This is a genomic window from Flavobacterium aquidurense, from assembly GCF_001404985.1.
Lineage (GTDB): Bacteria > Bacteroidota > Bacteroidia > Flavobacteriales > Flavobacteriaceae > Flavobacterium > Flavobacterium aquidurense_B.
The window spans coordinates 308,669-333,237 of sequence record NZ_JRLF01000014.1 but is presented as its reverse complement, the minus strand read 5'-3'; the positions used below and the strand labels follow the sequence as shown (position 1 = coordinate 333,237).

Annotated in this window: 27 protein-coding genes; 6 read left to right on the top strand and 21 right to left on the bottom strand. The window is 32.9% G+C overall.

What is annotated here, in order from left to right; translation table 11 throughout:
- Nucleotides 1-115: 115 nt before the first annotated feature.
- Together RC62_RS16975 and RC62_RS16970 are read right to left on the bottom strand one after the other, a co-directional pair.
- On the bottom strand, nt 116-1,171 hold the full coding sequence (locus tag RC62_RS16975; RefSeq protein WP_055097343.1) for a phytase: 1,056 nt from the start codon (nt 1,169-1,171) through the stop codon (nt 116-118).
- 74 nt (nt 1,172-1,245) lie between these two features.
- Complete coding sequence (locus RC62_RS16970) at nt 1,246-4,056, bottom strand: TonB-dependent receptor (protein WP_055097342.1); 2,811 nt, start codon at nt 4,054-4,056, stop codon at nt 1,246-1,248.
- A 235-nt stretch (nt 4,057-4,291) separates the two neighbouring features.
- Here RC62_RS16970 and RC62_RS16965 point away from each other — a divergent pair, with 235 nt between their 5' ends.
- Nucleotides 4,292-5,392: a DUF4407 domain-containing protein gene (locus RC62_RS16965; protein WP_055097341.1), complete on the top strand. Its 1,101-nt coding sequence runs from the start codon at nt 4,292-4,294 to the stop codon at nt 5,390-5,392.
- 127 nt (nt 5,393-5,519) lie between these two features.
- Here RC62_RS16965 and RC62_RS16960 read toward each other — a convergent pair whose 3' ends face one another.
- From RC62_RS16960 to ruvC, 7 genes are all read right to left on the bottom strand, one after another.
- Nucleotides 5,520-6,221, bottom strand: a complete 702-nt coding sequence (locus RC62_RS16960) for a PH domain-containing protein (RefSeq protein ID WP_055097340.1) — start codon at nt 6,219-6,221, stop codon at nt 5,520-5,522.
- Between the two features lie 67 nt (nt 6,222-6,288).
- On the bottom strand, nt 6,289-6,660 hold the full coding sequence (locus RC62_RS16955) for an MmcQ/YjbR family DNA-binding protein (protein ID WP_055097338.1): 372 nt from the start codon (nt 6,658-6,660) through the stop codon (nt 6,289-6,291).
- 8 nt (nt 6,661-6,668) lie between these two features.
- Nucleotides 6,669-7,019: a DUF4260 domain-containing protein gene (locus RC62_RS16950; protein WP_055097337.1), complete on the bottom strand. Its 351-nt coding sequence runs from the start codon at nt 7,017-7,019 to the stop codon at nt 6,669-6,671.
- Complete coding sequence (locus tag RC62_RS16945; RefSeq protein WP_055097335.1) at nt 7,019-7,417, bottom strand: GNAT family N-acetyltransferase; 399 nt, start codon at nt 7,415-7,417, stop codon at nt 7,019-7,021. The genes RC62_RS16950 and RC62_RS16945 overlap by 1 nt, the downstream gene beginning before the upstream one ends.
- Before the next feature lie 67 nt (nt 7,418-7,484).
- Nucleotides 7,485-8,240: a cyclase family protein gene (locus RC62_RS16940; RefSeq protein ID WP_055097334.1), complete on the bottom strand. Its 756-nt coding sequence runs from the start codon at nt 8,238-8,240 to the stop codon at nt 7,485-7,487.
- A gap of 61 nt (nt 8,241-8,301) precedes the next feature.
- On the bottom strand, nt 8,302-9,438 hold the full coding sequence (gene hemW, locus RC62_RS16935) for a radical SAM family heme chaperone HemW (protein WP_055097333.1): 1,137 nt from the start codon (nt 9,436-9,438) through the stop codon (nt 8,302-8,304).
- Between the two features lie 78 nt (nt 9,439-9,516).
- Entirely contained in the window at nt 9,517-10,071 is a 555-nt protein-coding gene (ruvC, locus tag RC62_RS16930) for a crossover junction endodeoxyribonuclease RuvC (protein ID WP_082421310.1), read from the bottom strand.
- Between the two features lie 103 nt (nt 10,072-10,174).
- Here ruvC and RC62_RS16925 point away from each other — a divergent pair, with 103 nt between their 5' ends.
- Nucleotides 10,175-11,119, top strand: coding sequence for a lysylphosphatidylglycerol synthase domain-containing protein (locus RC62_RS16925; RefSeq protein WP_055097332.1), 945 nt, complete (start codon nt 10,175-10,177; stop codon nt 11,117-11,119).
- Nucleotides 11,116-12,219, top strand: a complete 1,104-nt coding sequence (locus RC62_RS16920; RefSeq protein ID WP_055097331.1) for a glycosyltransferase family 2 protein — start codon at nt 11,116-11,118, stop codon at nt 12,217-12,219. The genes RC62_RS16925 and RC62_RS16920 overlap by 4 nt, the downstream gene beginning before the upstream one ends.
- 283 nt (nt 12,220-12,502) lie before the next feature.
- On the opposite strand, the gene RC62_RS16915 is transcribed toward RC62_RS16920, so the two are convergent.
- Entirely contained in the window at nt 12,503-12,988 is a 486-nt protein-coding gene (locus RC62_RS16915) for a hypothetical protein (protein ID WP_055097330.1), read from the bottom strand.
- 46 nt (nt 12,989-13,034) lie between these two features.
- Entirely contained in the window at nt 13,035-13,418 is a 384-nt protein-coding gene (locus RC62_RS16910; RefSeq protein ID WP_055097328.1) for a hypothetical protein, read from the bottom strand.
- A gap of 49 nt (nt 13,419-13,467) precedes the next feature.
- Between RC62_RS16910 and RC62_RS16905 the strand changes: the two genes are divergently transcribed.
- Together RC62_RS16905 and RC62_RS16900 are read left to right on the top strand one after the other, a co-directional pair.
- Nucleotides 13,468-13,968 carry a DUF456 domain-containing protein gene (locus RC62_RS16905; protein WP_055097326.1) on the top strand — a complete coding sequence of 167 codons (501 nt, stop codon included), beginning with the start codon at nt 13,468-13,470 and terminating at the stop codon, nt 13,966-13,968.
- Between the two features lie 271 nt (nt 13,969-14,239).
- The gene (locus tag RC62_RS16900) at nt 14,240-14,842 is read left to right on the top strand and encodes a DUF937 domain-containing protein (RefSeq protein ID WP_055097325.1); all 603 of its coding nucleotides are present in this window, start codon (nt 14,240-14,242) and stop codon (nt 14,840-14,842) included.
- A 68-nt stretch (nt 14,843-14,910) separates the two neighbouring features.
- Here RC62_RS16900 and RC62_RS16895 read toward each other — a convergent pair whose 3' ends face one another.
- The 6 genes from RC62_RS16895 to RC62_RS16870 form a co-directional block, all read right to left on the bottom strand.
- A complete protein-coding gene (locus tag RC62_RS16895) occupies nt 14,911-15,819 on the bottom strand; it encodes a pseudouridine synthase (protein ID WP_055097324.1) in 909 nt (302 codons plus the stop codon).
- A gap of 366 nt (nt 15,820-16,185) precedes the next feature.
- Nucleotides 16,186-17,142, bottom strand: coding sequence for a geranylgeranylglycerol-phosphate geranylgeranyltransferase (locus tag RC62_RS16890; RefSeq protein WP_055097322.1), 957 nt, complete (start codon nt 17,140-17,142; stop codon nt 16,186-16,188).
- A gap of 65 nt (nt 17,143-17,207) precedes the next feature.
- Nucleotides 17,208-17,798 (bottom strand): hypothetical protein, encoded by a 591-nt coding sequence (locus tag RC62_RS16885; RefSeq protein WP_055097320.1) that lies wholly within the window; start codon nt 17,796-17,798, stop codon nt 17,208-17,210.
- Nucleotides 17,799-17,874: 76 nt separating this feature from the next.
- Complete coding sequence (locus tag RC62_RS16880) at nt 17,875-18,813, bottom strand: mevalonate kinase (protein ID WP_055097318.1); 939 nt, start codon at nt 18,811-18,813, stop codon at nt 17,875-17,877.
- A 47-nt stretch (nt 18,814-18,860) separates the two neighbouring features.
- Nucleotides 18,861-19,115, bottom strand: a complete 255-nt coding sequence (locus RC62_RS16875) for a hypothetical protein (RefSeq protein WP_055097316.1) — start codon at nt 19,113-19,115, stop codon at nt 18,861-18,863.
- A 39-nt stretch (nt 19,116-19,154) separates the two neighbouring features.
- A complete protein-coding gene (locus RC62_RS16870; RefSeq protein ID WP_055097314.1) occupies nt 19,155-20,270 on the bottom strand; it encodes a diphosphomevalonate/mevalonate 3,5-bisphosphate decarboxylase family protein in 1,116 nt (371 codons plus the stop codon).
- A gap of 153 nt (nt 20,271-20,423) precedes the next feature.
- Here RC62_RS16870 and RC62_RS16865 point away from each other — a divergent pair, with 153 nt between their 5' ends.
- Nucleotides 20,424-20,900 carry a TspO/MBR family protein gene (locus RC62_RS16865; protein ID WP_055097312.1) on the top strand — a complete coding sequence of 159 codons (477 nt, stop codon included), beginning with the start codon at nt 20,424-20,426 and terminating at the stop codon, nt 20,898-20,900.
- Nucleotides 20,901-20,906: 6 nt separating this feature from the next.
- On the opposite strand, the gene RC62_RS16860 is transcribed toward RC62_RS16865, so the two are convergent.
- The 4 genes from RC62_RS16860 to RC62_RS16845 all read right to left on the bottom strand — a co-directional run bounded on the left by RC62_RS16860 (nt 20,907) and on the right by RC62_RS16845 (nt 24,457).
- Nucleotides 20,907-21,656 carry a hypothetical protein gene (locus RC62_RS16860; RefSeq protein ID WP_055097310.1) on the bottom strand — a complete coding sequence of 250 codons (750 nt, stop codon included), beginning with the start codon at nt 21,654-21,656 and terminating at the stop codon, nt 20,907-20,909.
- A 156-nt stretch (nt 21,657-21,812) separates the two neighbouring features.
- Nucleotides 21,813-22,460, bottom strand: coding sequence for an HAD family hydrolase (locus tag RC62_RS16855; RefSeq protein ID WP_055097308.1), 648 nt, complete (start codon nt 22,458-22,460; stop codon nt 21,813-21,815).
- A gap of 4 nt (nt 22,461-22,464) precedes the next feature.
- Nucleotides 22,465-23,673 carry an NAD(P)/FAD-dependent oxidoreductase gene (locus tag RC62_RS16850; protein ID WP_055097306.1) on the bottom strand — a complete coding sequence of 403 codons (1,209 nt, stop codon included), beginning with the start codon at nt 23,671-23,673 and terminating at the stop codon, nt 22,465-22,467.
- Nucleotides 23,674-23,779: 106 nt separating this feature from the next.
- A complete protein-coding gene (locus RC62_RS16845; protein ID WP_055097305.1) occupies nt 23,780-24,457 on the bottom strand; it encodes a glycerophosphodiester phosphodiesterase in 678 nt (225 codons plus the stop codon).
- Nucleotides 24,458-24,569 lie beyond the last annotated feature (112 nt).

Genomic DNA, 24,569 nt, shown 5'->3' with positions numbered 1-24,569 from the left:
GTTCAGTGATGAACAGCTTTTTTGTTTAGTACTCAGTCTCAGTCTCAGTCTCAGTCTTCAGTCACAGTTTTCAGTCACAGTTAAGAAACTGAAAACTGCGACTGCCACTGAAAACTTATTTCTTATCGTCGATACGTTTCTGGATCAAATCCCAGGCATAATAATGAAACGTCATTCCGTTGCTCATGGCTACGAAAAGTCCGTTTTTGAAATTTCCTCCTAAATTAATACTGGTAACATCAGCACCGTCGCATTCAATAGTTGAAGTTGGTATTTCGGCTAACAAAGGATAATCGTTTGGATTTCCTTTTGTGCCTTCTCTCGGATAAACCATAAAAGTATTTGCTTGCTGGTTTGATACTAAAATATATCCGGTAGAATCTGTTTTTTTGTAAATGGCAATCCCTTCGTTATCGGCTTTAAAGCCTGTTTTTCCAAAAAGAGCAATTTCTTTATTATCGTTTAAAGCAGGATCGGCTTTGTATTTTCTAATCCCGAATTGTTCATCACAATATAAAACAGTTCCTAATTCGTTATCAACTGCAATAGCTTCGATTTCTTTTTTTCCGCTGTAAGCACCAAACTTTCTAACGACTTTAGCTGTAGCGAATTTCCCGTTTCCGGAAAGTTCATATTGCCATAAATAGCTGCCTGATGGTCCTGATTTTCTACCTACAATGGCAAAGATTTTACCATCGCTTTTTCTGGTGTACAATGCAATTCCCATTGGGTCGCGTAATTCTTCACCTTCAAATACAGCGATTCCGCCGTTGTCAATTGCTTTTAAATCTGGTAAACTAAAAACTCTTATTTTGTTCGATTCACGTTCGGTAGTTACGGCAACATCAACTTTTTTTCCGTGGATTACCAAACCATAAGCGATATCAACATTATTTGGACGTTTTAATACTTCTGATTTTGCAACTATTTTTCCCTTCAAGTCAAATGCATACAAAGCACCGTCAGTATCTTTATCAGTTCCTACTATAATACTTTTAGAAGCATCTGTTGGGTGAATCCAGATCGAAGGATCATCTGTATCGTGAGGCAAAGCTTGAGTTACAACAGTTGGTTTTACTGCATTTGCAGCAATAGGAGCAAGTTTGTCATCTTTACAAGCTGTAAACAAGGTGCTTAAGAGTAAAAAAGCTATTATGGTTTTGTTTTTCATTATGGATTTCATTTTAAATAAACTAGACAGAACCGCTAAGTTCTGTCTAATTTAAGCATTTTATAAATTGATTATTACAAGTCAAGTTTCAAACCAAAATTGTATCTGGCCTGATAGTACTCTGCTTGTTTGGTATGCGCCTCAACTCCTTGGTAGTAGCGTAAAGGCTGGTTAGTTAAGTTGTTAGCTTCGGCAAAAAGGCGAAGTTTTGGTGTAATCTTGTAAGAAGCATTGGCATCTAAGAAAAACTGCTTGTCGTAGTAACTGTCTTTGTAAGATTCAGAACCCAATTCATCTAAATAATCTGAAGTGAAATTCGTCGAAACCCTTGCCGAAAAACGTTTGTTTTCCCAAGACAAAGATCCGTTAAACATATGTGGCGTTGTACCTGGAAGACTGATGTTGTTTCTTTCGTTTCCGTCTTCATCAGCAATTCCTTTTGCTTTAGATTTTGTGTAGGTATAATTCAAATAGATACCAAAACCTTTTAGGAATTTACCAGGAAGAAAATCTAACTGACGTTGAAATGCAACTTCAAAACCATAAACGTCAACCGTATCTCCGTTTCTTGATTGCAAAAATGACCAGTTTTCTCCAGCAGGAATAGGGTTTGCCTGATTTGGGAAATCGGCAGCAAATTTTGCATCTGTATATTGATTGTCGCTATAATTGTAAATAAAATTATCTAATCTTTTGTAAAAAACACCTCCTGAAATTAAACCTACAGATTTGAAATAATTCTCAGCCATAAAATCATAGTTGTAAGAGTATGTTGCGTCAAGATCCGGATTTCCGGCTGTAATTTCTTTCTCGGCAGCAATATTGTTTACGTAAGGAGCTAATGCATAATAGTTAGGTCGCGCTAAAGCTGTTGTAACTGCAGCTCTTAAAACTAAATCTTTAGTGGCATTATATTGAAACGAAATACTTGGCAACAAATTAGTGTATGAGTTTGTTGTATTGATCTCACTTTCTAATTCTTCTTCATCTAAAACGCGATTTCCTGTATAATCAATATGAGTATTCTCTACACGAAAACCTAAAACCATAGAAAGTTTGTCGTTAAAATCCTGGTCCCATCTTATGTAAGCAGCAGAAATTCTTTCTTTAGCATTATAATTTACGGCTAAAAATTCTGCCGGATCGGATGATTTATCAAATAATGCCGCATTATTTAAATCTAGACTTCCTAAAAAGTCTGCCGAAGCAAAACTTCCCGGAACATATTTGCTTCCCGGATTAAAGTTTTTTCCGTCGTAATAACTGTTTGGAACTTCAGATAATAATTCCATTCCATCGTTGATTGGTTCGTACGAATAGAAGTTATTATTTCTTTCTTTTTCTTTTAATCGAAGTCTAAGTCCTGTTCTTAATCTTCCTTTTTCAGATGGAATGATGGTAAAAGGGAAACGGATATTAACTTTTGCTCCAAATTCACTTTCGCTGGTTTCATCTGTATTTTCAGTAACCGTTTGAAATTTGAATTCATCTGTTGCTTCTCCAACTGTTGTCATCAAAGGAAATCTGATATCAGATAAATCTTCAGTCATTTCCAAACCTTTCTGACGGTATTCGATATAACGTTCCTGCGGACGATATTCTCTGGCTTTAGCATAATTGGCTGACCAGTCTAAATCTAGTTTAGAGTTGATCAAATGTTCTCCTCGAATCGAATAATTCTGAACACGCTGATCTTCTAGTCGTCTGTTTTTGTTACGATTATTATCGACTCCGCCTTTTGTCTGACGTTTTACACGACCTTCAAAACCTGTAATTTGTTCGCCATTATAAATAGGTTCGATATCATCATAAGTAGTTCTGAAACGGTTTTCTCTATCATCTCTCCAGTTGTAAATAGCATTGGCGAAAATGGTGTTATTTTCGTCAAATTTATAATCTAAAGCTACAGATCCGCTGCGGCGAATACGTTGTACATCATATTTTCTAATTTCTGAAGCTTGAAGATATTCATTCCCAAAATCATCTTTTACCCATTCGTTTTCGATGTTATCAGATCCATAATCTACATTATTATAAGATCCGCTGAAAACAGCACCAAGTTTATTGTCCAGAAAGCGATTTCCGTAAACTAAACCAGCTGTATAAGTTCCGTGTTCACGAATTGGCATATAACCACCAGCAAGAGTTGCAGAGATTCTTTCGCCATTTGGAGTCGCTCTTGTAACTAAATTTACAGAACCTCCAATCGCATCTGCATCCATGTCTGAAGTTAAGGTTTTATTGACTTCGATAGTAGAAATCATATCAGATGGAATCAAATCCATTTGTACATTTCTGTTATCTCCTTCGGCAGACGGAATTCTGTCTCCGTTTAAAGTTACAGAGTTTAAAGATGGAGCTAAGCCTCTAATAATAATGTTACGCGCTTCACCCTGATCGTTTTGCATCGTAATACCCGGAACTCGTTTTAAGGCGTCTCCAACATTGGCATCCGGAAAACGACCCATTTGATCAGATGAAATGATGTTTCCAATATTTTTACTGTTTTTTTGTTGATTCAATGCTTTTGCCTGACCTTTTAAGATATCCCCAACAACTACTTCGTTCAGCTCTGTTCCTGAAGTTTTAAGGCTAAAATCAAGTACATTGTTTTTGCCTTGCTCAACAGTAATTTCATGAGTTATGGCAGTATATCCTATATATTTTACTTCTACTTTATAAGTCCCAACATTAATATTAAGTAATTCAAAACGACCATTGTAATCTGAAACTGTGTATTTGTTTTCACCTACTATTTGAATCATCGCTCCCGGTAAAGGAAGTTTGTCGTCTATGTCTAATACTTTTCCTGAGATTATGGCTTTTTGGGCATAACCTGAAAAGGCTAATAGCATGAATGTTATTACTAAATAAATTTTTTTCATTGTGTTTTAATTTGATTTCCTGCGAAACTAGAACCTTAATGTTACTAAAGCCGTTAGAAAAAATTAACATAGTGTTATGATTCCCCTTACATATTTAGAATGATTAATCTTTAAATAACATTTAATAAAAAAAGAATTTTTATAGCCGCAACTAAAAACAAATCAACTATTTACCTGAGAATTAAATTTTTGGCGCTAAATTTGCCCTATCAATCACAATCAAAAATCATCAATCATGTTAAAACAATTTTTTATCGTATGTTCCGGGGCAGATCGGGATTTACTCGAAGGCTGCTCAGAAGGTGAGCAAACCAAATATGTTGGTATTGGGGCCACCGTTTTTTTTACCGCAGTAATGGCTTTTTTGGCTAGTGCTTATGCACTTTTCACTGTTTTTGACTCTATTTATCCTGCTTTAATTTTTGGGTTTGTATGGAGTTTATTAATCTTTAATCTCGACCGGTTTATCGTTTCTACAATTAAAAAAAGAGATCGCTTTTTTGACGAATTTATACAAGCGACACCTCGAATTATATTGGCAGTTATTATTGCCATCGTTATTTCTAAACCTTTAGAGATTAAAATTTTCGAAAAAGAAATCAATACTGTTTTATTGAAAGAGAAAAACGAAATGGAATTAGCCAATAAAAAGCAAGTTGGTAATTATTTCAAATCAGATTTAGATAAAAATAAAGCGGAAATTGCCTCATTAAAAAATGATATTCTAAAGAAAGAAAAAGAAGTCAACGCTCTTTATTCTACTTATATTACAGAAGCTGAGGGAACTGCCGGAACTAAAAAACTGGGAAAAGGTCCGGTTTATAAAGAGAAACGGGAGAAACATGATGCCTCTTTACAAGAATTGGCGGCTTTAAAAATTACTAATGAAGCAAAAATTGCTGAGAAAGAAAAAACAGGCAAACAATTACAAGCCGATTTAGATAAAAAAGTATCGCAAACGCAACCCATTATTGAAGGTTTTGACGGATTGATGGCGCGTATAAATGCGTTAGATAAATTGCCCTGGCTGCCTTCATTTTTTATTATGCTGTTATTTCTGGCTATAGAAACTTCTCCTATTATTGCAAAACTATTGGCTCCAAAAGGTGAATTTGATTTTAAACAGGAAGAAGCCGAAACGGCAATGAAAGCAACTCTCACGCAAAACAAATATCAACGCGAATTATTGGTAAAAACCAGTGCTCAAATGCACGATAAAGTATACGCCGATATTGCCGAAGATAAAAGTCTATATGATTTACAACGCAAGAAAGCAACAGAATTATTAGAGTTACAAGCACATAGTTTTGTAGAAAAGCAGAAAGCAACTCTTTAAGTCTTAAAGCCGAAGGTCGAAAGTCAAAAAGAATAGAAATGATAAAGCCAGAAATAGAAAATTCTATTCTGGCTTTTTATTTTGTCAACGAAAATTTTTAAGACTTTATGACTTTCGACTTTAAGACTTACATGTAACTCAATATTTCTTTTTTGTAAGCGTCATATTCACCTTGCATTATTAATCCGTTATCAAGCAATTTTTTGTAGTTCTGTAATTTATCAAAAAGCTCTTCTTTAGATAACTCACTTAATTTACGATCTCCGCTTGCAGGTTGAGCTGGCTGAATTGGCTCATAAGTTTCATAAGGAGTTGTTGCTGGTAATATTTCAGCATAACTCGTTACTTCTTCAGTTTCAACTTCTTCAACTTCATCCTCTTCCTCTTCAATAACTTGTGCAGTTTCTACGACTGGAGTTTCAGCAACAATAGGATTTTTAATTAAATCTAATTGTTCTTTAGCATATGTATAAATTTTTCTTGCCTGCGTTTTCGGAATATAATCTATAGAAATAGTCAGGTCAGTTGTAGTTCCAAAAGAAAATTCAGAACCCAAAATATTCTCTTTTACAAAAGTGCTTGTAATATCATCCCACGTATAATCTGTAAAATCCATTGAAAGACCTAAATTTTTAGGTTTGCAGATAATAATACGTTTGTTGGTCAGGATTATGCTATCTGGAAAAACAGTAATTGCCGGTTTTTTTTGAACCGCGATATAACCAATTTCTTCGTTTTTCATCAATAAATCATTGAGTTTCGAAGTGATTTTTTCAATCGCTTTTGGATCTTGTTCTTCGTTCAGAAATTTTTTAAATTGTTCTTTCATGTTCTGTAAGTTGCTTGGTTGCAAATTAATTGAGTTGTTCAGCTATGATTTGCTGCAAATGTAATGCCTAATTTTCTAATTCAATAATTTCATTCTGAATTTTCTTTGTCAAACTTTTGAAAACCAGTTCATATGAATGATCGATTAATTCTTTTACAAAAGCATTCGATAAATTGCCATTCAGGTCAATCGTATTCCAGTGCACCTTACTCATATGAAAGCCTGGTTTTATCTCGTCATATTCTGCTCTTAGTTCCTGTGCACGCTCAGGATCACATTTTAAATTTACCGAAGGTTCATTCTTTTCCCACTGAGATAAAGAGGATAAAGCAAACATTTTGCCGCCAACTTTAAAAACCAGTGTATCTTCATCAAAAGGAAAATGTTCGCTAACGCCTTTTTTCGAAAGACAATATTCGTAAAACGTTTCTAGATTCATATTATTTTTTATTTACCAATTTCACCTAAATGAGTATACTTAAAGCCTTTTTCATATTTTAAACCGTAGCCAAAAATCCGGTCCATTGCCGAATGTGAAAATAGAATAATTCCAATTAATTGAATACTTTCAATATTTAAATAACATCCTAAGGCATAAATAAAAAGTGCAATCCCTTTATGATGAAATACATTATAAAAAAATGCACCGTTTTTATTGCCAAATAAATATCCGAACATGGATAAATCCGGCACCAAAATTAAAACTGGGAACCACCACCAATCAAAATTTAAGCGGTTAAATAAATAGATTCCCAAAATAAATAAACCTAATTCTTCAAGTTTGATAATTGTTTTCATTATAGTTTTTTCTCCATTAATTTTTCAGGATATTCCAATTCTGTAAAACCAAATTTACGATATAAAAAGTGCGCATCAGTAGTGGCTAATCTCCAAATTTGAATGTTTTTAAGAATAGGTTCATTCATCATATTTTCGATTAAAATAGAAGAATATCCTTTACCTCGATGTTCTTCAGTAATAAAAACATCCATTACATAACCAAAAACCACATAATCAGTAATTACTCTGGCAAAGCCAATTTGTTGCTCATTTAAATAAATTCCAAAACAAACCGAAGCATCAATTGTAGTTTGAACTTCTTCGATAGTTCTTCCCGCAGCCCAATAAATGTCTTTTAAAAAGTTTTGTATAAACGGAACGTCAAGTTTAGTTTTATCTGTAGAAACATTAATCATAGTATTCAGTCTCAGTTTTAAGTATTCAGTAAATCTAAAATCTATCCCGAAACTTCGGGACTAAAATCTAAATTTTGTATAATATTGGCTTACTCGGACTCGCGTCATTTTCAAATGAAGCAATTTGAAGATTTAGAATATATTCTCCATCTTTTATTTCGTCCGGAATATAAATCATTTCTGTAATTGTTGCATTTAATCTGGCGTCAGAATTTAAGTTTAAGGTGTCTTTTACATTCCAAAATGCCTTATGTGCTAGTAATTTGCCTTCATCATGTTCCTTGTCTACACTTGGTAAATCGATCAATAAATGCTGAATTTTGCTTTCGCGAATAAAAATCGCTGCTTCTTCAGACAAATAAGGCGGATTTGTATTCGAGTATTTTCTTGATTTTTTGTCTTTTTTATTTGGAAGTGTTCTGACAATAATTGCTTCCAAAGATTTCCCACTGAGCGAAGTCGAAATGCTTTCTTTCGTAATCACCAAATCATCCCCAATCTTTTCAGGTTCAACCGTAATCAATTTTGCATAAAAGAAAAACTGTTTTAAAGATTGATTGATACTGTAAAAATCATTCGTAATATGTCCTAAACATTCCGTGTGCGTTCCATGCCCATGAGGATTGAAGAAAATATTATTGAAATTAGTCGATGATTTTCCCTCAGAAACTTTCCCGATCCAATCTCCAAAAACTACTGGTTCAATAGCCGGTTTTTCAATATACCACGCAATCGGATTTTCGTCTGTATTCGTTAACGGAATCGAAATATCAATGGGTTTCGATAAGTCTATTTGATATTTTTCGTCAATAAGTGCTAGCATAATGGAGCGCGGATTTTAGGTATTCTAACGCGGATTACGGATTTTTATCAGCGTTCAATTTTTATTCTTCCAAATTTAAATAAAATAAATCTGAAGCTATTCCATCTGTTAAAAATTTTCCTTTCGCTGTTGGTTTGAGGATCTTGTTTTCAATGAAAAGTAAATCATCATTTAAGAATTTCTGACTTTGTTTTTTGAGATAATTAAGATATTCTAAACCAAATTCATTTTCGATTCTTTCCAGAGAAACACCCCAAATGGTTCGTAGTCCTGTCATAATATATTCGTTATAACGATCAGAAATGGTGAGGATTTCAGTTTCGATTGGAAGTTCATCGTTCAGAATCGACTTTATATAAAGTGAATTATTGGCAATATTCCATCCTCTTTTTTCGCCATCATAACTATGCGCCGAAGGACCAATACCAATATATTTTTTCCCTAACCAATACGCCGAATTGTTTTTCGAGAAGTAATTCTCTTTTCCAAAATTAGATAATTCGTAATGGATAAATCCGTTTTTTTGAAGTGTTTCAACCAGAATAATAAAGTGGTTGGAAGCGACTTCATCTTGTAGTTCAGCAATTTTTCCGGTATCGATTAGTTTTCTTAAAGCAGTTTTAGGTTCAACTGTCAAAGCATAACTCGAAATATGCGGAATGCGAAAACTTAAAGCTGTTTCGATATTTTTTCTCCACATTTCATCTGTCAGTCCCGGTATTCCATAAATCAAATCAAGCGAAATATTATCAAAGTATTTAGTTGCTTCTTGTAAACAATTTATGGCTTCTGCCGAATTATGAGCGCGATTCATCATCTTCAAATCTTCTTCATAAAAAGACTGAATCCCAATACTTAAACGATTTATAGGGCTTTTAGATAATTCCAAAATTCGTTCTGTAGATAAATCATCCGGATTTGCTTCGAGCGTTATTTCGGGATTTTCGACAACATTATAATTGCTGTAAGCGGTATCAATTAAAAAATTTATTTCGTCATTTGTCAATACCGATGGAGTTCCGCCACCAAAATAAATCGTTTCTATAATTTCAGTTGAAAACTCATTCTTGCGCATGACAATTTCTTTGGCTAAAGCCAAAACCATTTCATCTTTCTTTTTCATCGAAGTAGAGAAATGAAAGTCGCAATAATGACAAGCCTGTTTGCAAAAAGGAATATGAATGTAGATGCCGCTCATTTTTATAGTATTCAGTCTCAGTATTCAGTCTCAGTTTTCAGTCTCAGATTAACTGTAAACTGCCACTGCGACTGAAAACTATTTTCTTACTTTATCTTCGTTTTGTTTTACAAAAGCATCCCAACCAGTATAACTTTTTCCCGCAACAATTTTTCCGGAATTAAAGAAATGACAAACTGCAGCTGCCAGACCATCTGTTGAATCTAAATTTTTAGGCAACTCTTTTAATCCTAAAAGCTGTTGGAGCATTTTTGCAACTTGTTCCTTGCTGGCATTTCCGTTTCCGGTAATTGCCATTTTTATCTTTTTTGGCTCATATTCCGTAATTGGGATATCTCTGGAAAGTCCTGCTGCCATTGCAACGCCTTGTGCGCGACCTAATTTTAGCATCGATTGTACGTTTTTACCAAAAAAAGGAGCTTCAATCGCTATTTCGTCAGGATTGTGCGTTTCGATTAATTCGATGGTACGTTCAAAAATTATTTTCAGCTTTTGATAATGATTGTCGTACTTAGAGAGTTGCAATTCGTTAAGTTGCAAAAACTCCATTTTTTTATTGATTACTCTAATCAATCCAAAACCCATGATGGTGGTTCCTGGGTCAATACCTAATATGATGCGTTCTTTTGTCAAGTGATTTTTATTTCAGGTTTAAGTTTTAGAAAACGGACAATTTTCTAATTTTCAAATCGGTACATTTTCATTGCCACATTTTCAAATTGATTACTTTTGCGGCATGATTTCAATTCCTCACAAAGCTAAACAATTCCTTGTTCTTCTGGTCAAACTTTTGATTGTAGGTGGCGCATTTTATTTTATTTATAATCAGTTGGCGAACAACGACAAACTCGACTGGCAAAAGTTCATTACGTTGTTTCGTAAAAACCAATCGGTTTTAGGAATTGGGTTTATATTGCTTTTGAGTGTTTTGAATCGTTATTTCGAGATTTTAAAATGGCAGAATCTTGCTAAAGTAATTCATGAAATCTCATTGGGTGAAGCTACAAAGCAAGTTCTGGCAGCGCTTACGGCCGGAATCTTCACGCCAAACGGAGTAGGAGAGTACGCCGGAAAAGCGTTGTTTTATCCAAAATCTGAAGCTAAACAAGTGGTTTTTCTTAACTTGATTTGCAACGGAATCCAAATGATCTTAACTGTGATTTTTGGGCTTTTTGGCTTATTGTATTTTAATGCTAAATATGAAGTTATTACGACTCAAACAGTTGCCATTTTGTTTGGAGGTTTTGTATTGCTTTTTATTGTTTTGTTTTCATTAAAGAAAATAAAAATCAAAGGATATTCGATCGAAAAGTTATTGCATAAAATCAATGAGATTCCCAAACCAATTCATCGTAAAAATATTCTTTTAGGTGTTTTGCGTTATTTGGTTTTCTCGCATCAGTATTACTTTTTGTTTCTGGCTTTTGATGTAGATTTACCTTATTTTACTTTGATTGCGACAATTGCTGTAGTTTACTTTTTGGCGTCATCATTGCCAACTTTTCAGTTTCTGGATTTTGCCGTAAAAGGAAGTGTAGCGATTTACTTCTTCGGGATTTTGGGAGTAAACGAATGGATTGTGGTTTTTATAAGTACTTTGATGTGGTTTCTTAATGTAGTTTTGCCAGTGATTATTGGAGCTTATTATGTGTTGAATTTTAAAACGAAAACGGTAGAATGATTTTGGTTCTGTTTCTCATATTGACAATTTACATAACTAGCATTAGCTTACTTATTTATGGCTTTACCAAAGTAAAAAGATATCAGAAAACAGATTTAAAACCTCAAACAAGTTTTACAATTATAGTTCCGTTTAGGAATGAAGCTGAGAATTTGCCGAATCTTTTAAACAGTTTTTCAAACTTAAATTATCCGAATGATCTATTCGAAGTAATTTTAGTAGATGACAATTCTCATGAGAAATTTCAAGCCTCACATTTCGCATTTCATATTTTACAAATAGACAATATTCGAGTTTCGAATTCGCCTAAAAAAGATGCTATTGCTACGGCGACGCAACACGTAAAAACCAATTGGGTAATTACGACAGATGCCGATTGTTTAGTGCCGGAAAACTGGCTTTTAACGTTCGATAATTATATTCAGCAAAATGATGTTTCGATGCTTGCTGGGGCAGTTACGTATAAATGTGAAAATTCATTTCTGGACCATTTTCAGCAATTAGATTTAACGAGTTTGCAAGGAGCAACAATAGGTAGTTTTGGTATTAAAAAAGCTTTTATGTGCAACGGTGCGAATTTTGCTTACACGAAATCCCTGTTCGAAAAACTAAATGGATTTGAAGGAAATAATAAAATCGCGAGTGGCGATGATGTTTTTTTATTACAAAAAGCAGCGAATTTATACCCAACGGAAGTTCATTATTTAAAAGCTAAAGAAGCTATTGTGATTACAAAGCCAACTGAAAACTGGAAAGCTTTATTTTATCAAAGAGTACGTTGGGCTGCGAAAACAAGTTCGTATCAAAGTAATTTTGGTAAGATGTTGGGATTGATCGTTTTCTTTGGGAATTTGAGTTTTGTAATTGGTTTTTTTGCCTTTGTTTTCGGGATTTGGCCTTATCCATTTTCTATTTTGCTTGTGTTTTTTAAGTTTACAATCGACTTTGTTTTGCTTTATAAAACGAATCAGTTTTTAACGAAATCGAGAATAAAGAGTTTGATTTTAAGTAGTTTATTATATCCTTTTTTTAGTTCAGCTGTAGCTTTGTATAGTTTGTTTGGAACGTATGAATGGAAGGGAAGAAGATTTAGAAATTAAATTCCAATCCCGAAGGCTTGGGATAAATTCCAAATTCCAATGGAAAACCTATACTATTTGGAACGCTAAATGGCACGCGGATTACACAGATTCGCTTCGCGAAAGCGCGGATTTATGCGGATTTTTATTTTGAAAACTTCTATTCTTGAGAAATGTTTTTATGAAAACCGAAGCCCTAGCCCTGATGGGAGGGAAAATCCTTTTGTGCCGGGGTTCGGCATAAAAGATTGGAAGGAACAGCAGGAAATAGCTCCTAAAAAAAATAAATCTTAAAAAGTAAAATTTATTCTTTCCCTTTTTCTTTAAGAATAACAGGCAAAATAAATTGGGTTTTTACCGGAAGTCCGCGTTTTAAGGCAGGATTTATTTTAGGGAAATCGACTAACCTCGCATGCAAAATACTATCGATTTTGATGGTGTCGTAAGCAACAGAATCTTTAGGAAATTGCGGTTCGAATTTCATGGTTGAGTTAGGATAAACCGTTACTTTTACCTGAATCGTATCAAGTTCAGGATACAATATAGAAAGTGTATCGATATCTAGTTTCTCCTGGATAAGCTGCGCCATAACTTCAAAAAAACATTGTTGGCGTTGTTTTTTATTGGCAATTTTTTCGCAATTAGCTACAGATGGATATTCGTCAACTTCTTTCCAGTTGATTGATTTTAATTCTTTTTGAAGTAACTCTTTTTCAGAGGGAACCTGCTTCTCAAAATATTGACAAGAATTGAAAAATAGGATAATTAAAAAAAGGAAAAACTGCTTCAAGATTCTGATGTTGATTGAATGAAATAATTAAAGTATAAAAATACGATTATTTTTTTTGGGAACCTTTGTATTGCAGATAATCTTCATAGTTTTCTGATAGCCATTTTTCTTTATTTTTTGCAGCAATTTCTTTTTGTTCAGGATATAAAGATGATAATCTATCAGAAAAAGTGGCAATTTGAACAGTATAATTGTAAAATTCTTTTTTGGTTAAAACAACATTCGGATCATTTTTGCGATTAAAATATTCGAAGAAAAGCGTATCAAATTCTTTCATTGAAAAATTTAAAACTTTTTTCTTCTTACTTTTATAAATGCTATCCTGAATTAATTGATCGTCGACAGATAATTTTTTAGTTTGCGCATAGGTGGTTTCGTTGATCAAAATGATCAAGAATATAAATATTACAAATTGCAAAAGTCTGCGCATTGACTAGCTTTAGTTAAAGGTTTGTAGGTGCAAAATTACAAAAATTTATATGGATTTACTATTGTTATTACTTGGTTTTATATGCATGATTGTGGGTGTTTTTGGTAGTTTTTTACCCATTTTACCTGGTCTGTCAAGTTGTTGGGTTGGCTTGCTATTATTGTATATGACAAAAGCAGTCGAAAATAATTATTGGATTTTAGGTATTACACTTGTAATAACAATAATTGTCACGGTTTTGGATTATGTAATTCCGGCAAAAGGAACCAAAAAATTTGGCGGAAGTTCTTATGGAATTTGGGGTACAAACATTGGATTAATAGTTGGTATTCTGGCTCCAATACCTTTTGGCGTTATTATTGGTCCTTTTGTAGGAGCCTTAGCTGGGGAGTTAATTTATGACTCTAAAAATCATAAACGCGCATTAAAAGCGGCAACAGGATTTTTACTAGGTTTTCTCGCGTCGAGTTTTATCAATTTTATGTTTTGTATCATTTTTCTAGGCATATTTTTAAGTCTAACATGGGAATATCGAAACCTTTTGTTTTAATTATATAACATTTATTAAGCTTTTTTCTTATTTTTTGTTTTAAATGTAAAATTTACAAAAAAATAATTTTACTTTTATTTGATAACGAAGGGGTTATATTTACTGGCTAGAGGAGTTTTTTTTCTTAAACAACTGTTAATTGCTCTTTGAAGTATTTAACTAGCTTTTTGGAAATGTTAAAATATTTTATATTTTTATCCTGATAAACGATAAAAAGCCTCACTTTATCGGTTATTTTGAACTGATTTAAATAATTTTAAACAATTTAAGTATGACTCCTAACCTACAAATTGAACTTAGACGTTTTATTTCTTCTAATGTTGTTTCAAAGTTGAACAAGTTTTATTTTGAAAATGATGCCCTTTTAATTAAAGGAATTGATGTTTCAATAGGGACAGTTTTAATGGGCTTGTATAATAGATCTGATGATTCGGATTTTTGTAAAGGAATTGTTTCACAAATACCGGAAGATTCCACCTTTTATCAGGAAGTCGATTTTACATCCGGTCGAATTTTATCAGTAGATGATTGTTACCGTTTAGAAGGAAATGCTTTACTGAAAGAAATTTTCACCAATAAAAAAGGAAGAATTTCAGAAATGATTTCAAATGAAGTCGGAATCAAAAGCGAGACAGCAAGAGAAATCCTTAATTTTTCAGCCCTATTAGTTGCTTCTTATCTTAAAAACAATCTTCAATTACTGGAGAGTTTAAAATTACTTCTCGACGATCAAAAAAGAGATATTTTAAACAGTATTCCTCCCGGAATCAAAATTATCCTTGGTTTTTCATGTTACGAATCAGTCGAAGAAAAAAACCAATCTATCGGTAGATCTATCTTTACTCTTTTTGGTCATAATTTTTTCAGTTTCTAGAATAAAAAAAATCCCATCTTACAAAAGTAAAACAGGATTTTATATTTAAATCAATTTTGAGATGTTTCTTAAACGTTTTTCAAATTGATAATTTCTTGCTCGGTCAAAAAACGCCAGTTACCTCTTGGTAAATTCTTTTTTGTTAATCCGGCAAATGATACACGATCTATACGTAAAACATCGTAGTCAAAGTTTTCGAAAATCGCACGAACCACTTTTACATTCGATGAACGCAATTTAAGACCTACTTCACTTTTTGCTTCTTTTTCAATGTAACTAATCTCTTCAACAAACACGCGATGTCCGTCAAGAACAAGGCCTTTACTTATTTTTTCTAAATCTTCAAATTTTAGATTTTTATCTAGGGAAACCTGATAGATTTTTGATGATTTCTGACTTGGCAGAGTAAATTTACGAATCATATCAGTATCATTCGTAAACAACAACAAACCAGTTGTGTTTTTGTCCATTCTTCCAATCGGAGCAATTTTTGCTGTTGTAGAACCACGAACAAGCTCAAGTACGTTACGGTATTCCTGACCTTCGTCAAGTGCCGTAGTAAAGTTTTTAGGTTTGTTCAATAAGATGTATTCTTTCTTTTCCGGAGTCAAAACAACACCATCAAAATTAATAACATCATTTAATTTTACTAAATAGCCCATTTCAGTCACTGGTACGCCATTTACTTTAACGTTTCCGGATTGAATGTATATATCAGCATCACGACGCGAACAAACACCGGAATTAGAGATGTATTTGTTCAAACGAATTTCGTCTGCAGCTTTTTGTCTTTTTGGAGCCTGATTCTGTTTTTTAAGTTTTTGCGCTGCTTCTTCTTCCGCAGCCTTAACAGCAGGTTTCACTTTTTTTGGCCCTTGTGCGCGCTTCGCCATAGGAGGTTTTGGCTTGTTAGAGTTTGATCTTGAACTATTTGGTCTTGATCCGCCTCTTTTATTATTGCCTTCCTTATTGTTCATAAATTCTGTAATTTGTGCAAAGATAGTTTATTCTTGCTAAATAATCCTAAGTTCATTGTTCTTAGATTAATAGCTGTTATTTTTGGAAGTTGCAGGAGCAGCACAATCGGCTTTTTTTCAGGCATATTCTCCCGCTTTTCCTTTCAATCTTTTATTTTTTTAAAGGAAAAAAATAAAAGGATTTCTACTGCAATCGGGGCTAGTTTAAGACAATTGGCTTTTTTTAGACATTTTGAGAAAGGTTACCACAGAGATACACAAAGATTTTACACAGAGAAAACACAAAGTTGGAAATAAAAAATCTGTGCAAATCTGCCTAGATCCGCGTCATCTGCGTGCCATTTTTAGCATAAGCCATTATCCAGTCTAGGGATGTAAAAGCAAGTTCTTTCCGTGCCATAAAACACTCGGATTAATCAAAACAATGCAGCAAACTCCAGAAACAATCAAGAACTTAAGTACATTGTGCAAAAGCAAAAACTGTCCTTTAGAGTTCGATCTCCATAAATAAATCAGGAAAAATAATAAAACCCCAAAACAGACATAAAAATAAATGTCCATGTAGCCTACATCATAAATGTTGATTAAGATATAAACCGGAATTACGGTTAAAATGGTCAAAGCTGTAATGATTTGTTTAGAAACGGTCTCGTTGTAAATGATTGGGATCGTTCTGTAATTGTTCACCAAATCACCTTTTAAATTCTCAAGATCTTTTATCATTTCACGAATCAGTAATAATAAAAACAAGAAAATCGCATGTGCAGAAATCACCATAAAATGACTCATATGATCTTCAATCTCTTCAAAAGAAATCTTATTATAGAAATATAAAAGAATTGCAAAAAAAGGAATCACAGCCATAAAAGCAGCAGTTAAATTGCCAACAATAGGGTATTTTTTTATTTTATGGGAGTAAAACCAAATCAGAAAAATATAAGCTGAAAAGAATATAAAAGCTCTCCATGAAACGATCAAAGCCATTAAAGCGGCAATAAAATTTAGTGTAAAATAAACCGAAAGTTTTGTTTTTTGACTTACTAATCTGTCCAGCATTGATTTGTTGGGCCTGTTGATTAAATCTTTCTGACTATCGTAAAAATTATTAATTATGTACCCTGATGCAATAGTAATTGCAGAGGCAAAAACGATTAGAAACAACTTGAAATCGAGTAAAATGTCAAGTGCTCTTTTTTCTGGAGCCAGTATAAAGATAGCGGATAAATATTGTGCCAAAACAATAATCGGAATGTTATAGCCTCTCACTACGGAGAACAGACTAACAATTTTCATTACTAAAAGTTTATGCTGTCTGCTTAACATTTTTTAAAGTTAGTTTGGGATTTTAATTAAAGTCTTGGTTTAAAAAGTGAGTTTTGATGCAAATATTAAAGTTTGTCTTTTAGTATTGCTGCTGAACCAAGACCAAGTTTTCGAATGCAAGCTAAGGCTTCTTTTTGAGAAATTCCTACTTCTGTGATATCTTTTTTTTCTACAAAACAAACAGAACCACTCCACGGACTTGGTGCATCCGGAATAAAAACTGCAAAATTGTTTTCGTTTATTTGCTCTATCAAAAAAGCAAATTGCAGTCCTGCATCTGTAGGAACGAGAATAACTTTTAAGTTTTCATTAGATTCAAAACCCATTATACTTTCATTTATACCTTTCATAAATGAATATCCGGGAACGAAACTTAAGATTCCGTTTTCCAGTTTTTGAACCAATTTTTTTGCATGAGCTGTTCTGGAAATTAGGCCGGCAGTAATGCAAATAATGAATAGGATTAAAATCGCTATTATTTCTTCTGCTGCCAATCCCAAAATTTTCACTTTAGGAAAATAATTTATAATTGGAAGCGTAATTTTCTGAATGATATGATATCCCTTTTCTAAAAGAACCATCAATAAAACTAATGGTGCCAGAAATAGAATTCCGCCTAAAAAAGTTGCTTTGATAATCTTTAAAATACTTTTCATATTAAATAACTTTTAGAGTGATGATTTCCAGGAAACAATTATTCAATAGGCCGGTATTTTTTTAAGAAAGTTTAATTTAGAATTGATAAACAACCTCTAATTTATAATCTTTTAAAGATACTTTAGCACGCTCTAAATCCTCGGTAAAACCAAGAATATAACCACCTCCGCCAGAACCACAAAGTTTCAAGTAATAATCATTTGTGTCAATCCCGTTTTGCCAGATTCCGTGAAATTGTTCCGGGATCATTGGTTTAAAGTTGTTTAAAACGACTTTTGAAAGCTTTTTAGTATTCGTAAATAAAGATTTCATGTCTCCATGTAAAAAGTTTTCTACACAGGCATCAGTATATTTTACGAATTGGTTTTTAAGCATTGTGCGGAAACCTTTGTCTTTAAGGTTCTCCATGAAGATGTTAACCATTGGTGCAGTTTCTCCAACAATTCCTGAATCTAATAAAAAGACAGCGCCTTTTCCGTCAAAACTTTGAGTCGGAATACCAGTTGCTTCAATATTATCTTTAGAATTTATTAAAATAGGAATGCTTAAATAGCTGTTTAAAGGATCTAAACCAGAACTTTTTCCATGGAAGAAACTCTCCATTTGAGCAAAAATATTTTTTAGCTGTAACAGTTTTTCACGAGTCAAATTCTCTAAAACCGTTATTTTGTGTGTAGCATATTTATCGTAAATAGCGGCAACAAGGGCTCCACTACTACCAACTCCATATCCTTGCGGAATACTTGAGTCGAAATACATTCCGGTTTCAACATCATTTTTTAAAGTTAACAAATCAAAAGTAACCAATTCAGGCTGCTCATTTTGTAAAGTTTCAAGATAAGTTGTATAACGTTTTAAACTTGCATTTGATGCTATTGCTTCAGTCGAAGGATCTTCGATTTTCTTCAAAGCACCATTATAAAAATTATAAGGAATAGAAAGTCCTTTAGAGTCACGTATGATTCCGTATTCTCCAAAGAGTAATATTTTTGAGTAAAATAATGGTCCTTTCATGTTTATTTAATGTCTTTCTTATTTTAAGAAGAAGTGTTCTTCGTTTATTAACCTTTAATGTATAATCCAATAATCATCATGGCCAATGCAAAAAACAGACCAACAAACCATTTTATCATATCATTTTTTGCATCTGTGATTTCTTTCTTTACAAAATCTCTAGTTGCAATTTCATTTTTATCCTGCCTAATTTCTTCGCTAATCGTTCTGTCGATTGCTTCAACAAATTCTTTAGCTTTACTCTCGTCAAGATTAAGTTCTTTTCTAAATAAATCGTAAAGTTTTATAGTAGCAGTATTCATATTCTTGGCTTGAAATATATTATATAAATATACGTAAAATTATAATGCAATTGCACCGTCTCCAATTTCGTCACAAATGTACTGACCATTCTGACAAAATACAATTAATTCGTCCTTAATAAATTGTAATACTTTCTCGCTAACGTTTTCGGGATAAAGTACATGAACATTTGCTCCGGCATCAAGTGTGAAACAAACCGGAATTTGTGTTTCATTTCTAAATTTCCAAATCGCATTTATAATCTGCAATGTGTTTGGTTTCATTAAAATAAAATACGGCATAGATGTCATCATCATGGCATGTAAAGTCAAAGCTTCACTTTCTACGACTTTAATAAATTCCTCTAAATTTCCATTTTCGAAAATAGTAATCAATTGATCCAGATTTTCATGTGCCTGAGTAAAACGTCTTTCGGCATAAGGATGATTGTGCATTAAATCATGTCCTACAGTACTCGAAACTTGTTTTTCGCCTTTGTCAACCAATAAAATTGTATCTTGATAGTTCTTAAAGTTTTCATGAATTGTATATGGAAATTCGACTCCAAATAAATCAGAACTTCCTTTTATATTTGCCTGTTTTCCCCAGGCAACAACATTTCCTTTAATACTTCTACAAGCACTTCCGGAACCTAAACGAGCTAAGAAAGACGCTTTTTGAAAGAAATAATCCTCTGTCATTTCAGGATTTAATACTTTTTCCAGACTCATAAAATTCATTGCCAAAGCTGCCATTCCTGAAGCCGAAGATGCAATACCTGAACTGTGCGGAAACGTATTTTGCGTATCAATCGTAAAATGATATTCTTTTAGAAAAGGCAAATAAACCTCAATTCGTTCTAAAAACTTTTGAATCTTAGGTTTGAAATCTTCTTTTGGTTTTCCTTCAAAAAGTAAATCGAAAGAAAAACTATTATTTGGCATATTGAGCGATCCCGAGGCTTCGGGAGAAATATCTCTTCTTTTAAAACCTAATTTGGTAATCGTTTTACAGTTATTAAGCGTAAAACTTACCGATGGATTTGCTGGAATTTGATTTTCTTTTTTTCCCCAATATTTTACTAATGCAATATTGCTTGGAGCACTCCATTCAAAATTTCCATTTGCTATAGTCGAAGTATATTTTTTAGGAATAAAATCAGTTGCTGTAAACATGAATTATAAAATTTTGGCAAAGATAGTTTTTAAATATTTTTACCATATAAGTTATATAAGAAAATATAAATGAAACTTCAACTAAAATGAACTTATACCACTTATATGGTTTAAACTTTCTTTTTAACTATTTTTGGATAAAAATTGAATAGAATGAATAAGGTAGTTAAGATCGTAATAGCGTTAATAGTTTGTTTAATGGTTGGATATTCTGCAAGTGTCGTAACAAGACCAAGTGTTGAAACCTGGTATCCAACGATTATAAAACCAGTTTTTAATCCGCCCAATTGGATTTTCATGCCTGTTTGGACATTGCTTTATATCTTAATGGCAGTTGCGGCCGGATTAGTTTGGGACAAAATAAAGGAACAGAACGAAGAGGTGAAAAAAGCTTTAGGTTTCTTTTTAATTCAATTGACACTGAACGCTATATGGTCGTATATTTTCTTTGGTTTAAAAAATCCAATGTTGGCTTTAATCGAAATTGCGCTATTATGGCTAATGATTTACGAAACGTATTTAAAGTTTATAAAAATCAATAAAACAGCAGGGTATTTATTAATTCCTTACATGGCTTGGGTTGCTTTTGCCGGAATTCTGAATGCTTCTATCTGGTGGCTGAATAGATAGTGTTTCTTAATTTTTAAACTCTTGTTTCTCTTTTTTGAACATCTCATTTTTAGCATACAAAAAGTCCATTGTAGTCAATATGTTATTGTTTTCTAAAAGTTTTGCTGATCTTGGGTCAGCATCGCAGAAATCAATAAAGAGATCTTTTTCTTCTGGTTTTAATTTTAATTCCTGGGTAAAAAATGCATAAGGAATTGATGCTGCTACTAATTTTTTGAAACCAGTTTCAGAAGTTTTCTTTTTGAGTTCTCCTTGTTTATCTTTTTTGAATAAATTAAAAAGTCCGGTTCCCATTCTGGCAAAGTCCATGCCATTGGTAATAGTTCCGTCGTTAACGCCCGTGTATTTTTGTAAAGACCGGTTGTCTTTTGCTAATTTTATATCATCTATGTTTTTTTGAGAACTGTGAACCGGGTCAAATTTTATAGAAGTAACTACAACTTCTCTTAATTCTTCGGCCTTAATGGTCATATTAACGGTGAGATTATCATGATTTATAATTTCAGGAGTTATTTTTAATCTTGTAAAAAAATAATCTTTCGAGAAAAATAACAAACTATCGTTGACCTGAACCAAAATAGAGAATCCTCCTAAATCATTTGTTCTACTGCTGGTTTTTGCGGTTTTGTTTATAACTTCTACTTTGTTAAGCGGATTATTATTAGAGAGAACAATTCCGTGAAGTAGTTTTTCTGTTTGTGAGATTCCAAGCTGGTATGTTAAAAAAGAAATTATAGTAAGTAACGTTACTTTCATTTAGGGATAATTAGATGAGAGTAAAATTATTAGAATACTCTTAATGAAAACTTACAGAATCTGTAAATTCGTGTTAATTTGTTTTATATATGTTTGTATTCCCAGTTGCAATTTTAAAAAGTAGATTATTACTGATAACTGCAGTGGTATACTTTTTTATACTATTTCAATTAATTCCAAAGGATTATTTATTACCAATTTTGCACCACTGGCAATCAACTCATCTTTTGTTCGATAACCCCAACTTACACCAACTGGGAACATGTTAGCATTTGTAGCTGTTTTCATATCGATATCAGAATCTCCTACGAAAATGATCTCTTCAGGTTTTAAATTCCAGTTTTTGCTTATTTCTACAGCTTCAAATGGATTTGGTTTTTTAAGCACTTCAGTACTTAGTCCAATTGCATTATTAAAATAATCAGGAAATATCTCTGCAGCTATTTTTTTAGTAAGCTCATCGGCTTTGTTTGAAAATACGGCTAGTTTAATATTTTGTGAAACCAAATTATCTAATAATTCAATAATTCCGTTGTAAGGTTTTGTTTTAAGTGTACAAATTTCACGATATTCATTAATCATAGTTTCAAAACAAGTTTCAATTTGTTCTTCACTATTGTTTGATGAAGGTAAAGCTTTACTAACTAAATTGCGTAAACCACTTCCAATAAAATATTGATAAGCATCATAAGTATGTATTGGATAATTCAGACTTGTAAGTACATTATTCATTGCGTCGGAAATGTCTTCTAATGAATTTACTAACGTTCCGTCTAAATCAAAAATAATTCCTTTGTATTTCATTCTATTAAATATTATTAGCCAAAATAAACCCGCTTGTCCAGGCATTCTGAAAGTTGAAACCTCCGGTAATTGCATCAATATTAACAATTTCACCGGCAAAGTAAAGGTTTTGATGCAATTTGCTTTCCATGGTTTTAAAATTGATTTCTTTTAAATCTATTCCACCTGCAGTAACAAATTCTTCTTTGAAAGTGCTTTTTCCGTTTACTTTAAATTCAGCTTTTGTGAGTTGAGAAACTAAATTCTGTAATTGGATTTTAGATAAATCTGCCCATTTTGTTTCGGTTTCAATTCCTGAGGCTAAAACCAAACTTTCCCATAAACGATTTGGGAAGTCGAAAGGAGATTTTTTCGAAACTGCTTTTTTAGCATGTTCTTGTTTTAAGTCTTTCAGGATTTTTTCGGCATCTTCGCTATCGACATCATTTAACCAATTGACATAAATCGTAAACTGATAATTTTTATCGAATAAAGTACGTGCACCCCAGGCCGAAAGTTTTAAAATTGCCGGACCACTCATTCCCCAATGCGTTATTAATAAAGGTCCGGTAGATTCTAGTTTAGTATCTTTTACGTTTACTGTAACTTGCGCCGCAACACCGGGCAATTCTTTTATACGGGAATCTTTGATATTAAAAGTGAATAGGGAAGGAACAGGGCTTACAATGGCGTGTCCTTGTGTTTGTAACATTTCCCAAATTTTAGGATTACTCCCTGTGGCAAGTACTAATTTTTCTGTAGCATAATTTTCATCCTGCGTGTCAATTTTCCAATGATTCTCCCCTTTAAAAATAGATTGTACACTTTGACCAGTTAATACTTTGATACCTAATTTTCCGGTTGCTTCCAGAAAACAATCAATAATAGTTTGTGATGAATTCGAAACGGGAAACATTCTGCCGTCGTCTTCAATTTTTAGTTCAACACCATGTTTTTCGAACCATTCGATAGTATCACCGGAACAAAACTGATGAAATGGCCCGCGAAGTTCTTTTTCGCCACGAGGATAAAATTTTACCAGTTCATTTGGCTCAAAACAAGCGTGTGTTACATTGCATCTTCCGCCACCGGAAACACGCACTTTAGAAAGTACTTCTTTTCCTCTTTCTAAAATGGCAATTTTAAGTTTAGGATTTTTTTCTGCAATATTAATCGCTGTAAAAAAACCTGCAGCGCCTCCGCCAACAATGATTATGTCGAAATTTTTGATCATATTTTATTTTTTGCCATTATACGAATTGGCACTAATTTTTTTATTTGCAAGATTAAAACAGATTCTAAAATTCTTTTAATCCGTGTAATCTGTGGCTATTCTTTTATTATAGTCTGTCAGGAAAATCAGAAATGATTCCGTCTACTTTATAGCTTTTTATTTTTTGAATGTCTTCAATATCATCGACTGTCCAGGGTAAAACGAGAAATCCTTTTTCTTGTATTTGTTTTACGTTTTCAGAATTCAATAATTGATAATCGGGATGAATAGCGTGTGCTTTTATCAATTCGGCAAAAGCCAGAGCTTTATCCAGATCTTCTTCTGTTAAAACTCCAATTTTAATTTTTGAATTTAGATTTGATGTTTCCTGTAACAAATTCCAATCGAAACTTGAAACTATAAAATGCTCATAATTCCAGTTTTTATCTAAAATATATTCTTCGATTAACGCAACAACTTTACTCGCCGTTCCTAAACCTTTTAGCTCGATATTGATGAGGCATTTTTTGTCGATCAATTCCAAAACCTCTTTTAAAGTTGGTATTTGATATTTTCCATCAATCAAAAATGTCTTTAACTCAGATAAAGAAAAATTATTTACAAAACCTTTACCATTGGCTGTTCTGTCAATCGTTTCGTCATGAATTACTATAATATGTCCGTCAGCACTCAGGTGAACATCCAGTTCAATTCCGTCAGCATTTAAGTCCAATGCTTTTTGGAATGCTTTTAAGGTATTTTCGGGTTCGTATCCTTTGGCACCGCGATGAGCTATTTTTAGCATATATGGAGAGTTTAACCTTTTAACCGCAAAGGTCGCAAAGTTTTACGCAAAGGTCACAAGGAATGGAAAAAAAGTTAGCCCAGATTAAAATGATTTTTTGTTTCTCGCAGAT

What these genes read in the sequence shown, in the direction of transcription:
- RC62_RS16865 (WP_055097312.1), top strand. Translation starts at nt 20,424, where the DNA reads ATGAATAAGGTAGTTAAGATCGTAATAGCGTTAATAGTTTGTTTAATG.
- RC62_RS16905 (WP_055097326.1), top strand. Translation starts at nt 13,468, where the DNA reads ATGGATTTACTATTGTTATTACTTGGTTTTATATGCATGATTGTGGGT.
- RC62_RS16910 (WP_055097328.1), bottom strand. Translation starts at nt 13,418, where the DNA reads ATGCGCAGACTTTTGCAATTTGTAATATTTATATTCTTGATCATTTTG.
- RC62_RS16870 (WP_055097314.1), bottom strand. Translation starts at nt 20,270, where the DNA reads ATGTTTACAGCAACTGATTTTATTCCTAAAAAATATACTTCGACTATA.
- RC62_RS16890 (WP_055097322.1), bottom strand. Translation starts at nt 17,142, where the DNA reads ATGTTAAGCAGACAGCATAAACTTTTAGTAATGAAAATTGTTAGTCTG.
- RC62_RS16845 (WP_055097305.1), bottom strand. Translation starts at nt 24,457, where the DNA reads ATGCTAAAAATAGCTCATCGCGGTGCCAAAGGATACGAACCCGAAAAT.
- RC62_RS16975 (WP_055097343.1), bottom strand. Translation starts at nt 1,171, where the DNA reads ATGAAAAACAAAACCATAATAGCTTTTTTACTCTTAAGCACCTTGTTT.
- RC62_RS16875 (WP_055097316.1), bottom strand. Translation starts at nt 19,115, where the DNA reads ATGAATACTGCTACTATAAAACTTTACGATTTATTTAGAAAAGAACTT.
- RC62_RS16900 (WP_055097325.1), top strand. Translation starts at nt 14,240, where the DNA reads ATGACTCCTAACCTACAAATTGAACTTAGACGTTTTATTTCTTCTAAT.
- RC62_RS16950 (WP_055097337.1), bottom strand. Translation starts at nt 7,019, where the DNA reads ATGAAAACAATTATCAAACTTGAAGAATTAGGTTTATTTATTTTGGGA.
- RC62_RS16940 (WP_055097334.1), bottom strand. Translation starts at nt 8,240, where the DNA reads ATGCTAGCACTTATTGACGAAAAATATCAAATAGACTTATCGAAACCC.
- hemW (WP_055097333.1), bottom strand. Translation starts at nt 9,438, where the DNA reads ATGAGCGGCATCTACATTCATATTCCTTTTTGCAAACAGGCTTGTCAT.
- RC62_RS16920 (WP_055097331.1), top strand. Translation starts at nt 11,116, where the DNA reads ATGATTTTGGTTCTGTTTCTCATATTGACAATTTACATAACTAGCATT.
- RC62_RS16970 (WP_055097342.1), bottom strand. Translation starts at nt 4,056, where the DNA reads ATGAAAAAAATTTATTTAGTAATAACATTCATGCTATTAGCCTTTTCA.
- RC62_RS16855 (WP_055097308.1), bottom strand. Translation starts at nt 22,460, where the DNA reads ATGAAATACAAAGGAATTATTTTTGATTTAGACGGAACGTTAGTAAAT.
- RC62_RS16955 (WP_055097338.1), bottom strand. Translation starts at nt 6,660, where the DNA reads ATGAATCTAGAAACGTTTTACGAATATTGTCTTTCGAAAAAAGGCGTT.
- RC62_RS16880 (WP_055097318.1), bottom strand. Translation starts at nt 18,813, where the DNA reads ATGAAAGGACCATTATTTTACTCAAAAATATTACTCTTTGGAGAATAC.
- RC62_RS16965 (WP_055097341.1), top strand. Translation starts at nt 4,292, where the DNA reads ATGTTAAAACAATTTTTTATCGTATGTTCCGGGGCAGATCGGGATTTA.
- RC62_RS16945 (WP_055097335.1), bottom strand. Translation starts at nt 7,417, where the DNA reads ATGATTAATGTTTCTACAGATAAAACTAAACTTGACGTTCCGTTTATA.
- RC62_RS16895 (WP_055097324.1), bottom strand. Translation starts at nt 15,819, where the DNA reads ATGAACAATAAGGAAGGCAATAATAAAAGAGGCGGATCAAGACCAAAT.
- RC62_RS16885 (WP_055097320.1), bottom strand. Translation starts at nt 17,798, where the DNA reads ATGAAAAGTATTTTAAAGATTATCAAAGCAACTTTTTTAGGCGGAATT.
- RC62_RS16850 (WP_055097306.1), bottom strand. Translation starts at nt 23,673, where the DNA reads ATGATCAAAAATTTCGACATAATCATTGTTGGCGGAGGCGCTGCAGGT.
- RC62_RS16925 (WP_055097332.1), top strand. Translation starts at nt 10,175, where the DNA reads ATGATTTCAATTCCTCACAAAGCTAAACAATTCCTTGTTCTTCTGGTC.
- RC62_RS16860 (WP_055097310.1), bottom strand. Translation starts at nt 21,656, where the DNA reads ATGAAAGTAACGTTACTTACTATAATTTCTTTTTTAACATACCAGCTT.
- RC62_RS16960 (WP_055097340.1), bottom strand. Translation starts at nt 6,221, where the DNA reads ATGAAAGAACAATTTAAAAAATTTCTGAACGAAGAACAAGATCCAAAA.